This window comes from Segeticoccus sp., assembly GCF_035708005.1.
Genome location: NZ_DASSTI010000056.1, coordinates 1 through 17,869 on the forward strand (window position 1 = coordinate 1; position 17,869 = coordinate 17,869).

General features: G+C 70.3%; 16 protein-coding genes. 7 read left to right on the plus strand and 9 right to left on the minus strand.

The genetic code is table 11. From position 1 onward, the window contains the following. Positions 1-884 (plus strand): CoA transferase (locus VFL99_RS06440; RefSeq protein ID WP_325105510.1); only part of this gene is annotated, 884 nt, incomplete at its 5' end. A gap of 148 nt (positions 885-1,032) precedes the next feature. Beyond that, positions 1,033-1,698 carry a hypothetical protein gene (locus VFL99_RS06445; protein WP_325105511.1) on the plus strand — a complete coding sequence of 222 codons (666 nt, stop codon included), beginning with the start codon at positions 1,033-1,035 and terminating at the stop codon, positions 1,696-1,698. An 87-nt stretch (positions 1,699-1,785) separates the two neighbouring features. On the opposite strand, the gene VFL99_RS06450 is transcribed toward VFL99_RS06445, so the two are convergent. Then, a complete protein-coding gene (locus VFL99_RS06450) occupies positions 1,786-3,753 on the minus strand; it encodes an aconitate hydratase (RefSeq protein ID WP_325105512.1) in 1,968 nt (655 codons plus the stop codon). Between the two features lie 128 nt (positions 3,754-3,881). On the opposite strand from VFL99_RS06450, the gene prfB reads away from it, so the two are divergent. Then, positions 3,882-4,994, plus strand: coding sequence for a peptide chain release factor 2 (gene prfB, locus VFL99_RS06455; protein ID WP_325105513.1), 1,113 nt, complete (start codon positions 3,882-3,884; stop codon positions 4,992-4,994). A gap of 55 nt (positions 4,995-5,049) precedes the next feature. On the opposite strand, the gene VFL99_RS06460 is transcribed toward prfB, so the two are convergent. The 7 genes from VFL99_RS06460 to VFL99_RS06490 all read right to left on the minus strand — a co-directional run bounded on the left by VFL99_RS06460 (position 5,050) and on the right by VFL99_RS06490 (position 12,293). Further along, positions 5,050-6,042 carry an ABC transporter substrate-binding protein gene (locus tag VFL99_RS06460; protein WP_325105514.1) on the minus strand — a complete coding sequence of 331 codons (993 nt, stop codon included), beginning with the start codon at positions 6,040-6,042 and terminating at the stop codon, positions 5,050-5,052. 58 nt (positions 6,043-6,100) lie between these two features. After that, complete coding sequence (locus tag VFL99_RS06465) at positions 6,101-7,099, minus strand: ABC transporter permease (protein ID WP_325105515.1); 999 nt, start codon at positions 7,097-7,099, stop codon at positions 6,101-6,103. Next, on the minus strand, positions 7,096-8,688 hold the full coding sequence (locus tag VFL99_RS06470; protein WP_325105516.1) for a sugar ABC transporter ATP-binding protein: 1,593 nt from the start codon (positions 8,686-8,688) through the stop codon (positions 7,096-7,098). The genes VFL99_RS06465 and VFL99_RS06470 overlap by 4 nt, the downstream gene beginning before the upstream one ends. Next, positions 8,685-9,113, minus strand: coding sequence for an RbsD/FucU family protein (locus tag VFL99_RS06475; protein ID WP_325105517.1), 429 nt, complete (start codon positions 9,111-9,113; stop codon positions 8,685-8,687). The genes VFL99_RS06470 and VFL99_RS06475 overlap by 4 nt, the downstream gene beginning before the upstream one ends. 78 nt (positions 9,114-9,191) lie before the next feature. Continuing rightward, entirely contained in the window at positions 9,192-10,055 is an 864-nt protein-coding gene (locus VFL99_RS06480) for an amidohydrolase family protein (protein ID WP_325105518.1), read from the minus strand. Further along, positions 10,052-11,014, minus strand: a complete 963-nt coding sequence (locus tag VFL99_RS06485) for an aldo/keto reductase (protein ID WP_325105519.1) — start codon at positions 11,012-11,014, stop codon at positions 10,052-10,054. Before VFL99_RS06485 ends, VFL99_RS06480 begins: the two co-directional genes overlap by 4 nt. After that, complete coding sequence (locus VFL99_RS06490; protein WP_325105520.1) at positions 11,007-12,293, minus strand: L-fuconate dehydratase; 1,287 nt, start codon at positions 12,291-12,293, stop codon at positions 11,007-11,009. The genes VFL99_RS06485 and VFL99_RS06490 overlap by 8 nt, the downstream gene beginning before the upstream one ends. A gap of 188 nt (positions 12,294-12,481) precedes the next feature. Between VFL99_RS06490 and VFL99_RS06495 the strand changes: the two genes are divergently transcribed. The 4 genes from VFL99_RS06495 to VFL99_RS06510 all read left to right on the plus strand — a co-directional run bounded on the left by VFL99_RS06495 (position 12,482) and on the right by VFL99_RS06510 (position 17,404). Next, positions 12,482-13,402, plus strand: a complete 921-nt coding sequence (locus tag VFL99_RS06495; RefSeq protein ID WP_325105521.1) for a fumarylacetoacetate hydrolase family protein — start codon at positions 12,482-12,484, stop codon at positions 13,400-13,402. After that, positions 13,399-14,163: an SDR family NAD(P)-dependent oxidoreductase gene (locus tag VFL99_RS06500; RefSeq protein WP_325105522.1), complete on the plus strand. Its 765-nt coding sequence runs from the start codon at positions 13,399-13,401 to the stop codon at positions 14,161-14,163. Before VFL99_RS06495 ends, VFL99_RS06500 begins: the two co-directional genes overlap by 4 nt. A gap of 92 nt (positions 14,164-14,255) precedes the next feature. Beyond that, the gene (locus tag VFL99_RS06505; protein ID WP_325105523.1) at positions 14,256-15,734 is read left to right on the plus strand and encodes an FGGY-family carbohydrate kinase; all 1,479 of its coding nucleotides are present in this window, start codon (positions 14,256-14,258) and stop codon (positions 15,732-15,734) included. Positions 15,735-15,769: 35 nt separating this feature from the next. Then, entirely contained in the window at positions 15,770-17,404 is a 1,635-nt protein-coding gene (locus VFL99_RS06510; RefSeq protein ID WP_325105524.1) for a fucose isomerase, read from the plus strand. A gap of 54 nt (positions 17,405-17,458) precedes the next feature. Here VFL99_RS06510 and VFL99_RS06515 read toward each other — a convergent pair. Next, a partial coding sequence (locus tag VFL99_RS06515; protein ID WP_325105525.1) for a FadR/GntR family transcriptional regulator occupies positions 17,459-17,869 on the minus strand: 411 nt, incomplete at its 5' end.

Sequence of the window (17,869 nt, forward strand, 5' to 3'; positions counted from 1 at the left end):
GTGAGAGGGGAGCCGTGACCGCGCAGCGCGACGCGTCGGAGGTGCCGTCGGGCGATCCGCAGCCGTTGACCGGCGTGCGGGTCGTCAGCACCGCGCTCAACCTGCCGGGGCCGATCGCCGCCGCCCGCTTCGTCGGGCTGGGCGCCGAGGTCACCAAGGTCGAGCCGCCCGGCGGCGACCCGCTGGCCACCGTGGCGCCGGAGTGGTACTCCTCACTGAAGGCCGGCCAACACCTCGAGGTCCTCGACCTCAAGGCGGACGGCCGACGGCAGCGGGTCGAGGAGCTGCTCGCTCGGGCCGACCTGCTGCTGACCTCCTCCCGGCCGTCCGCGCTCGCCCGGCTCGGGCTGTCCTGGCAGCAGCTGGCGGAGCGGCACCCGCGGCTGTGCCAGGTGGCGATCGTCGGGGAGTCCGCGCCCCGCGCCGAGCGAGCGGGCCACGACCTGACCTACCAGGCGCGGGCCGGCACCCTCCAGCCGCCGGCCATGCCGACGCTGCCGGTCGCCGACCTGGCCGGCGCCGAACGCGCCGTCGCCGAGGGCCTCGCCGCCCTGCTGCAGCAGGCGCGGACCGGGCGGGGGTGCTACCGCGAGGTGGCGCTGGCCGGCGTCATCGACGAGCTGGCGGAGTCCGTGCGCCAAGGGGTCACCGGCACACGGGAGGGGGTGCTGGGAGGTGGGCTGCCGGCATACCGGCTGTATCGGGCGGCGGACGGCTGGGTGGCGTTGGCGGCCTTGGAACCGCACTTCCGGCGCCGCCTGCACGAGCTGCTCGGCGCGAACGACGACGTGGAGGAGCTGCGGCGGGTCTTCCTGACCAGATCGGCGCAGGAGTGGGAGCGCTGGGCCGACGAGCACGACCTGCCGCTCGCCGCCGTCCGCTGAGCCCCTGGGTGACCTCGTGCCGACTGCGGCTTGGGGGCGGGGAAGTCCGTGAAATCCCTGATGTCGGCGGCGAGCGGTGCGCCGCCACCATCGGAGGGTGCGTGGTGACCTTCATCAGAGGGGCGCACCGGACCACGGAGATTCGAGCATGCGCAAGTCCCTTGTCCTGGCCGCCCTTCCGGCCGCTGTCCTGCTCAGTGCTACGGCTGGCCTCGCCCACGCCGCACCAGAGCACACCACGACGAACGGGGTCTACACCGCCAACCTCGACCCGCTACCGGACCGGCCCGCCGCGGTGGGCGGATCGCATGCCAACGGGCACGCCACTCTCTGGCTCGACGGCCGTCACCTGACGGTTCGGCTGCGGGTCAGCGGCGTCACCCCGTCCGAGCGCCACCTGATGCACCTCCACGGCATGCTCGGCATGAACGCGACGTGTCCCACGCGCGCCCAGGACCTCAACACGGGTGACCCGGTCGACCCGGCGTCGTACGTGCCGGGGGTGCCGGACGGGATCATCTCGCTGACCGAGGGACACGCCACCTACGGACCGGTGGCGGTCTCGCTGACGAGGACGGGATCCACGGGGCCGGGCAGCGCGCTGAACGTGAACCAGTACACCAAGGCCAACGACCGCGGAGTGATCAACTACGAGCGGTCCTTCACGGTGCCGACGTCGGTGGCCCGGCACCTGACCCAACTGATCGTCGCCGTCCACGGGCTGGACCTGCCCAGCGACGCCAACCACTCGTCGCTGTCGAACCTGTTCGAGACGACCACCCCCGTCGCCTGCGGGGCGGTGGTGCGCCGATAACCCCCCGGTGCCGGTCCGACGCGGCCACTGTTGCTGGTGGTTGGCGACTCCGGAGCCGCCAACCACCAGCAACAGTGCCCTGAGGCGTCAGTCGCCGGACGACTGGGCCTTCGCGAGCAGCGGGATCTGACCGCCGGCGAGCACCATCTCCACCTGACGGGGCGAGAGCCGGTGGGTGACGGCATACTGCTCGTCCTTGGTCTGGTTGGTGACGCGCAGCTCCTTGCTGTCCGGCAGCGTCTCGCGCAGCCCGTCGAGCACGAGCACGTCACCCTGCTCGATGCGGTCGTAGTCGCCGGCGTCGGCGAACTCGAGCGCGAGGATGCCGAAGTTGGCGAGGTTCTGCCAGTGGATCCGCGCGAAGGACTTGGCGAGCACCGCCTTGGCGCCGAGGAACCGCGGCGTGATCGCGGCGTGCTCGCGCGAGGAGCCCTGCCCGTAGTTCTCGCCGCCGACGATGACGTGCCCACCGTGGCCGACGGTCTCCTTTCCCCGCTCCGGGTAGGTCTCGTCGACCTGGGTGAAGGTGAACTCGGCGAGCTTGGGCACGTTGGAGCGGAACGGCAGCGCCCGCGCCCCCGCGGGGGAGATCTCGTCGGTGGAGATGTCGTCGCCGACCTTGAGCAGCACCGGCGCCTCGATCCGGTCCGGCAGCGCGTCGAAGTCGGGCAAGGAGGAGACGTTCGGGCCCTTCTCGAGCTCGACCTGACGTGCCTCCTCCTCGGGGAGCGGCTCGACGAGCATCGCGGTGTTCACGCTCGAGGTCTCCGGCAGGTCGAGGGCCGGGTAGGCCATGCCGAGCTTGTCGGCGAGGTCGCGCGGGTCGATGATCTCGCCGGTCAGGGCCGCCGCGGCGGCCGTCTCCGGCGAGCAGAGCCAGACCCTGTCCTCCTCGGTACCTGAGCGGCCGGGGAAGTTGCGCGGCATCGTGCGCAGCGAGTTGTGCCCGACGGCGGGCGCCTGGCCCATGCCGATGCAGCCCATGCAGCCGGCCTGGTGGATGCGGGCCCCGGAGCCGATCAGGTCGAACGTCGCGCCCATCTTGGTCAGGTCCTGCAGGATCTGCCGGGAGGTCGGGTTGACGTCCAGGCTGACGGCGTCGCTGGTCTGCCGCCCCTTCACGATGGCCGCCACGATCGCGAAGTCGCGCAGCCCGGGGTTGGCCGACGACCCGACGACGCACTGGCTCACCGGTTCGCCCGCGACCTCGCGCACGGTCACCACGTTGCCGGGGGAGGAGGGCTTCGCGATCAGCGGCTCGATGGTGCCCAGATCGATCTCGTCGTGCAGGTCGTATGCCGGATCCTCCTCCGGGAGGATCTCCCGGAAGTCCTCCTCCCGCCCTTCCGCACGGAGGAAGTCGCGGACCGCCTCGTCGGCGGGGAAGACCGTGGTCGTGGCTCCGAGTTCGGCGCCCATGTTGGCGATCACGTGCCGGTCCATGGCGCTGAGGCTGCCGAGGCCGGGGCCGTAGTACTCGATGATCGTGTTGACGCCGCCCTTGACCCCGTGCCGGCGCAGCATCTCGAGGATCACGTCCTTGGCGGAGGTCCACGGTGGGAGCTCACCGGTCAGCTTGACCCCCATCACCTTGGGCATGGTGAGGTGCAACGGCTGGCCGGCAATGGCCAGGGCCACCTCCAGGCCCCCCACCCCGATCGCGAGCATGCCGAGCGACCCGGCGGCGCAGGTGTGCGAGTCCGAGCCGCACATGGAGTCCCCGGGCACGCCGAAGCGCTGCATGTGCGTCGGGTGGGAGACCCCGTTGCCCGGCTTGGAGAACCAGATGCCGTAGCGGCGGCAGGCCGAGCGCAGGAACAGGTGGTCCTCAGCGTTCTTCTCGTCGGCCTGCAGCAGGTTGTGGTCGACGTACTGCACGCTGACCTTGGCCTTGGTGCGGTCGAGGTCGAGGGCCTCCAGCTCCTGCATGACCAGCGTTCCGGTGGCGTCCTGGGTCAGCGTCTGGTCGATGCGCAGGGCGATCTCCTCACCCGGCGTCATCTCGCCGTCGACCAGGTGCGACTCGATGAGCTGGTGCGCGACCGTGCGTCCCATGGGTCCTCCTTCACGAGCCGGGCTCGGTGCCGGAGCAGCACCGGCACCGGAACCGAGGGGGTACAGGCCCACCATGCCCCGTTTCCCCGTGCCGTGCAGTCTTGGGTGGTCGCGTAGGCTGGTGCCTCGTGGCCGTCGACTTCTCCCAAGAGCTCAAGGACCTGCGCCAGACCATGGACTCGGTGCGGGAGGTGACCGACGTCGACTCCCTGCGGTCGCAGATCGCCGACCTCGAGAAGCAGTCCGCCGCCCCCGATCTGTGGGACGACGTCGAGCACGCCCAGCAGGTCACCAGCGCCCTCTCCCGCGCCAACGCCGAGCTGGAGCGGGTCACCGGGATGGACCGGCGGGTCGAGGACCTGGAGGTCTTGGTGGAGCTCGGCACCGAGGAGCACGAGGACGAGGTGCTCAAGGAGGCCGAGCGCGACCTCGCCAAGCTCAAGAAGGACGTCGCCGAGCTCGAGGTCCGGACCCTGCTCAACGGCGAGTACGACCAGCGGGAGGCGGTCGTCACGATCCGCTCCGGTGCCGGGGGCGTGGACGCGGCCGACTTCGCCGAGATGCTCCTGCGGATGTACTTGCGCTGGGCCGAGCGGCACGGCTACGAGACCAAGGTGCTCGACACGTCATACGCCGAGGAGGCCGGGCTGAAGTCGGCGACCTTCGAGGTCAAGGCCCCCTACGCCTACGGGCACCTCGCCGTGGAGGGCGGCACCCACCGGCTGGTGCGGATCTCGCCCTTCGACAACCAGGGCCGGCGGCAGACGTCGTTCGCCGCGGTCGAGGTCGTGCCCCTGATCGAGTCGACCGACCACATCGAGATCCCGGAGAACGAGATCAAGGTCGACGTCTTCCGGTCCTCCGGCCCCGGCGGGCAGAGCGTCAACACGACCGACTCGGCCGTCCGCATGACCCACGTCCCGACCGGCATCGTCGTGTCCATGCAGAACGAGAAGTCGCAGATCCAGAACCGCGCTGCCGCGTTGCGGGTGCTGCAGTCCCGGCTGCTGGTGATGCGCAAGGCCGAGGAGGCCGCCGCGAAGAAGGAACTCGCCGGCGACGTCAAGGCCAGCTGGGGCGACCAGATGCGCTCCTACGTCCTGCACCCCTACCAGATGGTGAAGGACCTGCGGACCGACTACGAGGTCGGCAACACCTCCGCGGTGTTCGACGGCGAGATCGACGGCTTCCTCGAGGCCGGCATCCGCTGGAAGCGCTCGCTGGAGCGGCAGGAGGCCTGAACGACGACGCGGCCCGTGCCACCGGATCCGGTGGCACGGGCCGCGTGCGTTTCGCCTACTTGTAGAGGACGGCCTGGATCTTCTGGTCGTCGATGTTCGACTTGTCGTACCAGTAGTAGCCGGTGTCGATGGTCTTCGGCAGCGAGTTGCCCTGGCCCTTGATGGCCTTCATCGCGGCCTTGACGACCTCCTCGCCGATGCCGATCGGGTTCTGGGTGATCGCTCCCGCCTCGGTGCCGTCCTTGATGGCGCTGAGCTGGGCCTGGCCGGAGTCGAAGCCGACGATCGTGATGCCCTTCTTGCCGCTCTCCTTCACGCCCTTGATGACGCCGATCGCCGAGCCCTCGTTCGAGCCGTAGATCCCCTTGACGTCCGGGTGGGAGGCGATGATCGCCTTCGCGATGTCGGCCGACTTCGTCTGGTCGCCGCCGCCGTACTGCGGGGGGAGGAGCTTGATGTTCGGGGCATTCTTCTTCATCCAGTCCACGAAGCCGTCGCGGCGGTCGATGCCGGAGCGGCTCGTCTGGTCGTGGATGACCATCGCGACCGTGCCCTTGTTGCCGATGAGGTCCGCCATGTGCTTGGCGGCCTCGGCCGCCGCGGCCTTGTTGTCCGTGGCCGCCGTGGTCAGGGGGATGTCACTGTCCACCCCGGAGTCGAACGCGATCACGGGGATCTTCTTGTCCTGCGCCTGCTGCAGGAGCGGCGCGGCGGCCTTGCTGTCCAGTGCGGCGAAGCCGATCGCGTCCGGGTTCTTCGCCAGGGCGTTGGTGAGCATGTTCATCTGCTGCTCGACGTCCTGCTCGGTCGGGGGACCGACGAAGGTGATGCGGGCGCCCTCCTTGCTGGCCTCCTGCTCGGCCCCCTTCTTCACCGCCTGCCAGAACTGGTGCTGGAAGCCCTTCGACACGATCGCGATGTAGGGCTTGTCGCCGCCACCGCTGCCGTCGGTGCCCGACGCCGAGCTGCCGCCGCCCCCGCCGCACGCGGCCAGCCCGACGGTCACCGCGGCGGCGGCCGCGACGACTCCGAAACGCTTGCTCTTCATGATGGTGACCTCACTCTGGGTTGGATGACTTGCTGGACGAGGGACGTGCTGAGCGAGTTCAGTTCTCGCGCTTGCGCACCATGTCGGCGTAGACGGCGAAGAGGATCACCACGCCGAGGATGACGTTCTGCCACTCCTGCGGGATCGACATGATCTGCAGGCCGTTGTTGATCACCGAGATGATCAGCGCCCCGATGACCGTCCCGACGATGGAGCCCTTGCCGCCGGCGAGCGACGTGCCGCCGATGACGACGGCGGCGATCGCCTGCAACTCGTAGCCCATGCCCGTGGCCGGCTGGGCCGAACCGAGGCGGGCGGAGATCATCACGCCGGCCAGGCCGATGAACAGTCCGGCGAAGGCGTAGATCACGATCTTCCACTTCCGGACGTTGATGCCGGACAGGCCGGTGGCCTCCTCATTGGAGCCGATCGAGTAGGTGTAACGACCCAGGATCGTCCGGGTGAGCAGGACGCCGGAGATGACCGCCGCGGCCGCCAGCACCAGGACCGCGTTCGGGAAGTTCGGGATGATGTTGCCGGTCGAGATCTTCACGTAGCCGGGGCTGTCCGAGAAGTAGATCGGTGCGCTGTGGGAGATCACGAGCGCCAGGCCCTGGGCGACGAGCATCATCGCGAGGGTGGCGATGAACGGGGGGATCTTCAGGATGGCCACGTTGAAGCCGTTGACCAGCCCGATGAGGCCGCCGAACAGGATGGTCAGGGGCACCCCGAGCGCGATGGGCATGCCCATGTTGGTGATGAACACCCCGGCCATCACGGCACAGAGTGCCATGCCGGTTCCGATCGACAGGTCGATCCCGCTGGTGATGATGACGAAGGTGGTCCCCAGTGCGAGCGTGCCGATCACCACCGTCGAGAACAGGATGCTCGTGACGTTGCCGTAGCTGAAGAAGTCGGGGCTCGCGAAGGAGAAGAACGCGAAGATGACGATGAGGCTGGCGAACGCGAGGAACTGCTGCAGCCGGTTCCGGAGTCCGGCGACGATGCCTTGGCCCGCGCTGGTCTCCTCGGTGGGAGCGGTGAGGGTGGTCGTCATCGGTTGTCGGCCTCCTTGGCCCGAGCGGTCCCGTCCGGGGTGGTCGCCAGCTCGAGCGCGTCCGCGGCGCTCTCGTCCGGGCGCAGCGTGGCGTAGTGCATGACGTTCTCCTGTGTTGCCTCGGCGGCCGACAGCTCCCCGGTGACCCGGCCTTCACTCATCACGACGATGCGGTGCGACATCCGCAGCACCTCGGGCAGCTCGGAGGAGATCATGATGATCGACTTCCCTTGCGCGGCCAGTTCGTTGAGCAGGTCGTAGATCTCCTCCTTCGCGCCCACGTCGATGCCGCGTGTGGGCTCGTCGAAGATGAGCACGTCGCAGTCCTTGACCAGCCACTTGGCGATGACCACCTTCTGCTGGTTGCCGCCGGAGAGGTTCTTGGTGGTCTGCGTGACTGACGGTGTCTTGATCCGCAGGGCGCGGACGTACTTCTCCGAGCTCTCCCGAGCGGCTCGGTCGCGGACGAATCCGAACCTGCTGAACCGCTCCGCCAGTGAGCTGAGCGCGATGTTGGCCTTGACGTCCTGCCCCAGCAGCAGGCCGAACTGCTTGCGGTCCTCGGAGAGGTAGCCGATGCGGTGCCGCGCCGCGTCCGCGGGGGTGTGGATCGTGAGCAACTGCCCCCGGAGGTGCACCTCGCCCGAGGTGGTCGGGTCGGCTCCCACGATGGCGCGCGCGACTTCGGTACGGCCGGCCCCCATCAGGCCGGCGAATCCGAGGATCTCGCCCTCCTTCAGGTCGAAGGAGACGTCCTTGAGCAGTTCCTTGGTCGACAGCCCGCGCACCGACAGCAGCGTCGCGCGGTCACCGCGGACGTTCTCCGGCTTGGCCGCGCTGGTGATCCGCCGGCCGACCATCATCGCGATGACCTCCGGCATGGACGTCGTCTCGGTGTCAACCGTGTCGACGTACTCACCGTCGCGGATGACGGTGATCCGGTCGGAGATCGCCTTGAGCTCGTCCATCCGGTGGGAGATGTAGATGACGCCGGTGTCCTCCCGGACGAACCGACGGATCAGGTCGTGCAGGCGGGCGACCTCGGCGTCGTTGAGAGCCGCCGTGGGCTCGTCCATGATCAGGACGCGGGCGTCATACGACAGGGCCTTGGCGATCTCGACCATCTGCTGCTTGGCCACGGTCAGGTTGCCCACCGGCTCCCGAGGGTCGAGGGGCAGCCCCAGCCGATCGAGCAGCTCACCGGCGCGCAGGTTGAGCGCCCGGTGGTTGAGCACGAAGCCGGCGGACCGCGGCTCCCGACCGATGTAGATGTTCTGGGCCACGGTGAGGTGCGGCATGAGGTTGAACTCTTGGTGGATGATGCTGATCCCGCGCTCGAGCGCCTCCTTCGGGCCGCTCACCTCCAGCGGCTCCCCACCGAGGGAGAACCGCCCGGCGTCGGGGCGGTAGATGCCGGAGAGCAGCTTCATCAGCGTCGACTTGCCGGCACCGTTCTCCCCGACGAGCGCCAGCACCTCTCCGGCGCGCAGTTCCAGGTGCATGTCGGACAGCGCCCGCACCCCCGGGAACTCCTTGGTGACGTTCTCGACGCGCAGGAGGGCGGGCGCCCCGGTCGCGGTGGTGGTCATGCCGGGTCCTCCGTCGTCGCGGACACGACACCCTTGCGCAGCAGGACATTGCCGTAGGTGCGCGTCTCGCCCGTGCGCACGACGAGGTATGCCGTGCCCGCCGCGTCGTAGAAGGCGAACCTCTCCAGGGAACGGACCTGCGAGTGGTCCACCCCGGCTGCGCGGACGAGCTCGTCCTGCACGGGGAGGGTGCTGCCGTCGGCAGTGGCCATGAGGTCCACGGCGGGCGCGTCGTCAGGCGGGACCACGGTCCGGATCGCGCGCAGCAGCTGCGGCGTGCCGACTCCGGGCATCGTGAGGCAGCGCGCCCCGAGCCGGGATGCCGGGAAGTGGGCGTCCGCGAGGACGACCGCGTCGGAGTGCCCCATGGCGTCGAGGTGGTGCAACAGTTCACCGCTGAGCAGCGGGTGGATCCCACTCAGCACGGGCCCTCCTCTGAGAAATCGATTTCGGCAGTGTAGGAAAGCGCGGATCGCCGGGTCAACAGCTTCCGCGGAACTGGCTCATTCCGATGTGGTCACGGTCTGTCGGTGGTAGACGCGGCGCGCGGTCCCGGCGAAGATCTCCTGCTGCTCGGAGGGGCTGAGCTCCCGCGTGAGCTCCCGAGCGACCGCGAGCGCGGCAGGGTAGTCGCCGCTCGCGGTGGTCATGGGCCAGTCCCCGCCGTACATGAGCCGGTGGGGGCCGAAGGCCTCGAGTGCGACGTCCCACGCCGGCCGCACGGCCTCGGCGGTGAACGGGCGGTCGGGGGACTGCAAGCCGGAGAGCTTGGCCACGGTGTTGGGGCAGTCGGCGAGCTCACCGACCAGGTCGGCCCAGTGCCGTCGGTCCTGTGGGTCCGTGGGCGGTTTGCCGAGGTGGTCCAGGACGACGGTCAGCTGGGGTAGGGCGCGGGCGAGGTCGACGGCCGCGGCCAGGTGGCGGGGCCAGGCGTCGGGGACGTCGAAGGGCAGCCCGTGGTCGGGCAGGAGGGCGAGCGAGCTACGCACCTCGGGCAGGGACAGGAAGTCGTCCCGGGGGTCGTCGTGGACGAGGTGGCGCACCCCGCAGAACGCGGGATGGCCTGTCCAGCGGTCGAGTTGGCGTGCCGCCGCGGTGGGGTCGTCGAGCCGGATCCAGCCGACGACTCCGGCCACCCACGGGTGGTGGTCGGCGACGTCGAGCAGGTAGGTCGTGTCGCGTTCGGAGTCCTCGGCCTGCACGAGGATGGCCGAGGCCACGCCAGCCTGCTCGAGCCGTTCTCGGGCCATGGGCGGGGGGAAGCTGGCGTGCAGGTCTCCGTGCTCGGGGGTGAGCCAGGCGTAGTCGCTGACCGTCAGGTCCCACACGTGCAGGTGGGCGTCGAGGATCTCGAGGGCGGCCGTCATACCCGCACCAGTCCCTTCTCGCGCAGCGTCTCCCAGAGCTCGTCGGGGAGCTCGGTGTGGATGCGGGCCCAGTTCTGCCGGACCTGCTCCGGGCTGGCACCGCCGGCCACGACGGTGCGGACCTGTGGGTGGCGCAGCGGGAACTGCAGGGCCGCGGTCGGCAGGTCGGTGCCGAACGTCCTGCAGACCGCGGCGATTTCGTGGGCGCGCGCGAGGACGTCGGCCGGTGGGGCGGCGTACTCGTACAGCGCGTCGGCGGTGGGTGTGTCGGTGGCGAGCAGGCCGGAGTTGAACACGGCAGCCACGACGACGTCGGTGTCCTGGGCCGCCGCAGTGGGCAGCACCTGCTCGAGGGCGGACTGGTCGGCCAGGGTGTAGCGGCCGGCGACCATGAGCAGGTCCAGGGCGCCGGTGCGCGCACCGGCGAGGAGGGCGTCGGTGGACATGGAGCCGATCCCGATCCGGTCGACCAGACCTTGGTCCCGCAGGCCGGCAAGGGCCGGTATGCCGGTCGCCAGCGCGGCGTGCAGGTCGCAGCGTTCCGGGTCGTGCAGGTAGAGGACGTCGACGTGGTCCAGTCCGAGACGCTGCAGGGACTCCTCGTGGCTGCGGCGGATGCCGTCGCTGCTGAAGTCCCACTGGCGGTGCAGGCTGGCCGGAACGACGAAGTCGTGCGCCAGGTCGAGGTCGTCGGCGTGGTCGGGGTCGGGCACCAGCAGCCGGCCGACCTTGGTGGACACGGTGAATTCCTCGCGCGGCTTGGTGGCGAGGAACTGTCCGAGCCGGCGCTCGGACAGGCCCAGTCCGTAGTGGGGTGCGGTGTCGAAGTAGCGCACGCCGCAGTCCCAGGCGGTCTCGAGCAGCTCGCAGGCCGCGTCGTCGCTGAGTGCCCGGTACAGGTTGCCGACGTTGGCGGCGCCGTAGGACAGCCGCGGCACGGTGAGGGGCTGCTCAGGCATGGCGGGGGTGGCGGTACTCGGCCAGGGAGGCCGGCAGCATCTCGGTGCCGGCTCCGGGGGCGGTGGGGGCGAGGTAGCGGCCGTCACGGAGGTGCACCGGGGTGACGAAGTGCTCGTGCAGGTGGTCGACGTACTCGATGACCCGGTGCTCCACGGTGCCGGAGACGGCGACGTAGTCGAACATGGACAGGTGCTGGACGGCCTCGCACAGGCCGACCCCGCCGGCGTGTGGGCAGACCGGGACGCCGAACTTGGCGGCCAGCAGCAGGATGGCGATGTTCTCGTTGACCCCGGCCACCCGGGAGGCGTCGATCTGCAGCACCTGCAGGGCGTCCGCCTGCAGGAACTGCTTGAACATGACCCGGTTGGCCATGTGCTCGCCGGTGGCCACCGGGACCGGCGCGACTCCGCGGGCGATCGCGGCGTGGGCGAGCAGGTCGTCGGGGCTGGTGGGTTCCTCCACCCAGGCCAGGTCGAAGGGCTTGAGCCCGTTCACCCAGTCGATCGCCTCGGCCACCTCCCAACGCTGGTTGGCGTCCACCGCGATGCGGATGTCCGGGCCGACGGTCTGACGGGCCAGGGCCAGTCGTCGGACGTCCTCGGCCCGGTCGGCGCCGACCTTGAGCTTGATCTGGGTGAATCCCTCGGCCACCGCCTCCTTGCACAGCCGCACCAGCTTGGCGTCGTCGTAGCCCAGCCAGCCCGGAGTGGTGGTGTATGCCGGGTAGCCCACTTCCAGCAGGTGCTGGGTCCGCTCGGCCCGCCCCGGTTCGGCGGCGCGCAGGATCTCCAGGGCCTCGGCAGGGGTGAGCACGTCGGTCAGGTAGCGGAAGTCGACCAGGTCCACCAGCTCCTGCGGTGACATCTGGGCCAGCAGCTGCCACAGCGGCTGCCCGGCGCGCTTGGCCTTCAGGTCCCACAGGGCGTTGACGACGGCGCCGATGGCCATGTGCATGACGCCCTTCTCCGGGCCGAGCCAGCGAAGCTGGGAGTCGTGCACCAGCTCTCGCCACAGCCGGCCCAGGTCGGCCAGCACGTGCTCGGTGTCCCGGCCGACCAGGCGGCACCCCAGGGCCTGGATCGCGGCGACCTCGACCTCGTTGCCGCGCCCGATCGTGAAGACGAACCCGTGCCCCTCCAGGCCATCGGCGGCGTCGGTGCACACCCGCACGTAGCTGGCCGAGTAGTCGGGGTCGGGGTTCATGGCATCCGACCCGTCCAGCGACAACGACGTCGGGAAGCGCACGTCGTGCGTCTGCAGGGCGGTGATGGTGCTCACGAGCGGTTCCTCCAAGGGCTGGCCACGAGGGTCGAGCGTAGAGATCGGATGTCTGTTCCGTCAACGGAATCGCCGATACGGCCCACAGGCGTGTCACCTCGGCGGTTCGCCGACTAGAGTTCCGATGTCAGGCGGGCCGTCCGGCGGCACAGGGCAGGCCCGCAGATCGCGAGGTGGAAGGCGGGGCGATGAGGCTGGCGCGACGTGGTCCGGGTGGTGCGGAGCACCCGGCGGTGGAGCAGGACGGTCGGTGGTTCGACCTGAGTGCCGTGACCACCGACATCGACGGGGCGTTCCTGGAGCGGGGCGGGCTGGCCGAGGTGCGCGCTGCCCTGGCCAGCGGTGGACTGCCGGCGTTGGCCGAGGCGGAGTCGTTGCGGTTCGGGGCACCGATCGCGCGGCCGAGTGCGGTGATCTGTATCGGGATGAACTATGCCGAGCACGCTGCGGAGTCCGGTGCGAGGCCGCCCAGCCAGCCGGTCGTCTTCCTCAAGACCCCCAACACGGTGGTCGGACCCCATGACGACGTGGCGATCCCGTTGCGCAGCGAGCGCACCGACTGGGAGGTCGAGCTCGGGGTGGTGATCGGTCGCCGCGCCAGCTACCTGGCCTCGCCGGAGGAGGCGATGGGGTGTGTCGCCGGGTTCGTCGTGGGCAACGACCTGTCCGAGCGGGCCTTCCAGCTGGAGGTCTCCGGCGGTCAGTGGAGCAAGGGCAAGTGTGCGCCCGGGTTCAGCCCCGTGGGGCCCTACCTGGTGCCGGCTGACGAGGTGGACCACGGCCACCTGCGGCTGCGCAGCTGGGTCAACGGCGAGCCACGCCAGGACTCGAGCACCGCGGACATGATCTTCGGGGTCGAGCACCTGGTCTGGGACCTGTCGCAGTACCTCACCCTCGAACCGGGCGACCTCGTGCTCACCGGCACCCCGCAGGGCGTGGCCCTCTCCGGCCGGTTCCCCTACCTGCGGGCCGGAGACGTGGTGGAGATCGAGATCGAGGGCCTGGGCCGGCAACGCCAGCGCATGGTCCCCGCCGTCGCACCCGCCGGCGCCGGGCCGCAGGCTGAGCCGCGGCCGATTCCACCCCACGACGCGAGGAGCACGCAGTGACACCACCCTTCGACGGCTTGACGGCGCTCGTCACCGGGGGAGCGTCCGGCATCGGCGCCGCCGTGGTGCGGCAACTGCGGGAACAGGGCGCGCGCGTCGCGGTCCTGGACCTGCGGCCCAGCCGCGAAGCGAGCAGTGACGACGGAGCCCTCTCGGTGACCGCCGACGTCAGCGATGACGCCTCGGTCCGAGAAGGGGTCGAGCAGGCGGTGCAGGCCCTCGGCGGCCTCGACATCGTCGTCAACAACGCCGGGATCGGCGCCCAGGGCAGCGTCGCCGACAACTCCGACGAGGAGTGGGCGCGGGTGCTCGACATCAACGTCGTCGGCATGGTCCGCGTCGCCCGAGCCTGTCTGCCGCACCTGCGCCGATCGAAGGCGGCGGCCATCGTCAACACCTGCTCCATCGCCGCCACCGCCGGCCTGCCGCAGCGAGCGCTCTACAGCGCCAGCAAGGGAGCCGTCCTCGCCCTCACCCGCGCGATGGCCGCCGACCACCTGCGCGAGGGGATCCGCGTCAACTGCGTCAATCCCGGCACCGCCGACACCCCGTGGATCGGCCGGCTGTTGGAGAAGGCCCCCGACCCCGAAGCCGAACGAGCCGCACTGAACGCTCGCCAGCCCCACGGCCGGCTGGTGTCGGCCGACGAGGTCGCCCAGGCCATCGTCTACCTCGCCAGTCCTCTGGCCGGCTCCACCACCGGCATCGACCTCGCCGTCGACGGCGGCATGCAGGGACTGCGGCTCCGCCCCGAGGGCTGAGCTCCAGCGGTTCCGTCCTCTGCCTCCGCTGACCTCCGTCTGCCCACGCCAGAGCCTTGACCGCTGAAAACGATTTCTGACAGGGTTTGGTTGTGGCAGCACCGACGGTCCTGGGCGTGGACATCGGCACGTCGAGCAGCAAGGGCGTGCTGGTCGATCTCGACGGCCGGGTGGCGCGCTCCGCGGTGCGTGAGCACGTGGTGTCGCGGCCGCGGCCCGGCTGGGTGGAGATGGACGGCCGGGTGTGGTGGGAGGAGTTCGTCGCGCTGTCACGGGAACTCCTGGCCGGCGGCGACGAGGACGTGGTGGCCGTCGGCGTCAGCGGCATGGGCCCGTGTGTGCTGCTGGTGGACGAGCAGGGCGAGCCGGTGCGGCCGGCCATCCTCTACGGCGTCGACACTCGATCTGGCGAGCAGATCGCCCGCCTGGAGCGGGAACTCGGCGCCGAGGAGATCCTGCGACGAGGCGGCTCGGCCCTGTCGTCCCAGGCGGCTGGCGCCAAGGTGGCCTGGGTCGCGGAGAACGAGCCGGAGGCGTATGCGCGGGCTCGTCGGTTGTTCATGCCCGCCTCCTGGCTTGCCCACCACCTGACGGGTTCCTACGTGCTGGACCACCATTCGGCCAGCCAGTGCACCCCGTTGTATGACGCGCAGGCGGTGGGCTGGTACCGGCCGTGGGCGGATCCGATCGTGGGCCAGCTGGAGCTGCCGCCGCTGCGCTGGCCGGGTGAGGTCGCCGGAGAGGTGTCGCCGGAGGCGAGCCGGCAGACCGGCTTGCCAGCCGGCATACCGGTGTTGACGGGGACGATCGACGCCTGGTCGGAGGCGGTCAGCGTGGGCGCCCAGGGCGTGGGCGACCTGATGTTGATGTACGGCACCACGATGTTCCTGGTGAACACGGTGGCCGGGCGGCCGACCCACCCGTCCCTGTGGGGGACCGTGGGCGCGTTCCCGGGCACCCGGAACCTGGCTGGCGGGATGGCGACCTCCGGTGCGATCACGACGTGGCTGCGCGACCTGGTCGGGACCTACGACTACGCGCAGCTGACCAAGCTGGCCGAGGAGGCCGGTCCCGGCGCGGACGGCCTGCTGATGCTGCCGTATTTCGCGGGGGAGCGGACGCCGGTGATGGACCCCGACGCTCGCGGCACCGTGATCGGGCTGACCCTGTCGCACACGGCCGGTGACCTGTACCGCGCGGCGCTGGAGGCGACCGCGTTCGGGGTGCGGCACAACGTCGAGACGCTGGAGCGGGTCGGCGGCGACGTGCGGCGGATCGTGGCGGTCGGTGGGGGGACGCAGGGGCGGTTGTGGACGCAGATCGTCTCCGACGTCCTGCAGCGACCGCAGGTGGTTCCCTCCCAGACGATCGGCGCGAGCTACGGCGCGGCCTTCCTGGCCGCGCAGGCCGTCGGCGAGCCGCGGATTGAGGAGTGGAACCCGGTGCGCGAGATCCGCCAGCCGCGGCCGGGGCTGGCGGGGGACTACGACGAGCTCTTCCGCCTCTACCGGGAGCTGTACGAACAGACCAAGCCGATTGCGCACGTGTTGGCGGGCCGGCAGCACCGCTGACGCGCCGACAGGACCGACCCGAGCAAGGAGAACCGATGTCCACCTACGCGATGCCGACGACCCGGACGCCACGGGCGGCCGAGCCCCGTACCGTCTACACCGTCGCCAGCGGGGACCTGCGTCCGGCCGCGAACCAGACGTGTTGGCCGACGCAGCGCAAGCTGGAGGCCGACCTGACGCACGCCGTGGAGTCGTTGGGCTGGTCGGTGCAGCGGGGCCATCCGGTGGACGAGGCCAAGGGGCACGGATTCATCGACAGCCAGGCGGCCGGCATACAGGTGTTCCGGCAACTGCCGCCCGAGGCCCCGCTCATCGTGGTGGAGGCGGTCTGGCAGTACAGCCACCACGTCCTGGCGGGCCTGCGCTCCCACCGGGGGCCGATCCTGGTGGTGGCCAACTGGAACGGGGAGTTCCCCGGCCTGGTCGGGCTGTTGAACCTGACCGCGAGCCTGACCAAGGCCGGCGTGCCGTACTCGGCGCTGTGGAGCGAGGACTTCACCGACGAGTGGGCCGTCGAGGGCCTGCGGACCTGGCTGGAGACCGGCGAGCTGCGCCACGACCAGAGCCACGTGCGTGACCTGCCCGCCCTGGGCGCCGGTCCGGAGGTGGACCTCGGCCGGGCGCTGGCCGAGCAGCTGCGCACCGACAAGGCGATCATGGGCGTCTTCGACGAGGGCTGCATGGGGATGTACAACGCCATCTTCGACGACGAGCTGCTCAACCCCCTCGGCATCTACAAGGAGCGCCTCTCCCAGAGCGCGCTGGTGGTCGAGATGGGCAAGGTCTCCGACGCCGAGGCGAAGGCGGTCCGGGCGTGGCTGGAGGAGGCCGGCCTGGACTTCCGGACCGGCAGCGACGAGGCCACCGAGCTCACCGATGCCCAGCTGGAGAGCCAGTTCACGATGTACATCGCCGCACTGCGGATCGCCGACGACTTCGGCCTGGATGCCGTGGGCATCCAGTACCAGCAGGGCCTGAAGGACGTGGTGCCGGCCAGCGACCTGGCCGAGGGGCTGCTGAACGACCCGCACCGCCCACCGGTGCGCAGCCGCGACGGCTCCCGCGAGCTGTATGCCGGAGCGCCCCTGCCGCACTTCAACGAGGTCGACGAGGGCGTCGCCGTGGACTCCTTGGTGACCAACCGGATCTGGACCGCGATGGGCCTGAACCCGGCGACCACCCTGCACGACATCCGCTGGGGCGAGCAGTACGGCGAGGACTTCGTCTGGGTGTTCGAGATCTCCGGGTCCGTGCCGGCCTCCCACAACGGCGGCTACGACAAGTCCTGGAGCATGCGCCAGCCCCCGATGTTCTTCCCGCTGGGCGGCGGCACCCTCAGCGGCGTCTCCAAGCCCGGCGAGATCGTCTGGTCCCGCGTGTTCCTCATGGACGGCCGGCTGCACGCCGACCTGGGACGCGCCACCGTCGTCGAACTGCCCGAGCAGGAGACCCAGCGCCGGCTGGACGCCACCAACCCGCAGTGGCCGATCATGCACGCTGTGCTGCACGGGGTCACCCGCGACCAGATGATGGCCCGGCACAAGGCCAACCACGTCAACGTCGCCTACGCCGCCGACGCGGACACCGCGGACAAGGCGCTCCTGGCCAAGGCGGCGATGTTCGCGCACCTCGGCCTGCAGGTGCACCTCTGCGGCGACGTCAACCTCTGAGGCGCCCCGTCGGTCGGCACACCCGGCTTGTCGGCCAACGGTGTTCGACGTTCGTCAGTTCTCGAGCGCCTGCCGTAGCCACAGTTCCACTCCGGCGACGTGGACGGTGGCCCAGGCGCGCGCGACGTCCGGCTGGTGGGCCGCGATCGCGTCGCAGATCGCGCGATGCTCCGCGATGGTCCGGTCCACCGCGCCGGTCTGGGTGAGCCCGCGCCAGATCCGCGCCCGTTGGGTGGACCCGGAGAGGCTGTCGATCAGGGAACAGAGGACGGGGTTGCCCGCACCCTGGGCGATGCGCTGGTGGAACTCGATGTCGGAGGCGACCAGGTCGTCGACCGACGGATCGTTCTCCACCTTGTCCAAGAGGTCCTGCAGGGCGGCGATCTCGTCCTCGGGCATGGCCGTTGCCGCCATGGCCGTCGCCGCGGGCTCGAGGATGCGACGGACCTCGAGGAAGTGCAGGAC

Excerpts from the sequence above, each read along its gene's own strand:
- VFL99_RS06445 (WP_325105511.1), top strand. The coding sequence starts at position 1,033 with ATGCGCAAGTCCCTTGTCCTGGCCGCCCTTCCGGCCGCTGTCCTGCTC.
- VFL99_RS06450 (WP_325105512.1), bottom strand. The coding sequence starts at position 3,753 with ATGGGACGCACGGTCGCGCACCAGCTCATCGAGTCGCACCTGGTCGAC.
- VFL99_RS06460 (WP_325105514.1), bottom strand. The coding sequence starts at position 6,042 with ATGAAGAGCAAGCGTTTCGGAGTCGTCGCGGCCGCCGCCGCGGTGACC.
- VFL99_RS06465 (WP_325105515.1), bottom strand. The coding sequence starts at position 7,099 with ATGACGACCACCCTCACCGCTCCCACCGAGGAGACCAGCGCGGGCCAA.
- VFL99_RS06470 (WP_325105516.1), bottom strand. The coding sequence starts at position 8,688 with ATGACCACCACCGCGACCGGGGCGCCCGCCCTCCTGCGCGTCGAGAAC.
- VFL99_RS06480 (WP_325105518.1), bottom strand. The coding sequence starts at position 10,055 with ATGACGGCCGCCCTCGAGATCCTCGACGCCCACCTGCACGTGTGGGAC.
- VFL99_RS06485 (WP_325105519.1), bottom strand. The coding sequence starts at position 11,014 with ATGCCTGAGCAGCCCCTCACCGTGCCGCGGCTGTCCTACGGCGCCGCC.
- VFL99_RS06495 (WP_325105521.1), top strand. The coding sequence starts at position 12,482 with ATGAGGCTGGCGCGACGTGGTCCGGGTGGTGCGGAGCACCCGGCGGTG.
- VFL99_RS06510 (WP_325105524.1), top strand. The coding sequence starts at position 15,770 with ATGTCCACCTACGCGATGCCGACGACCCGGACGCCACGGGCGGCCGAG.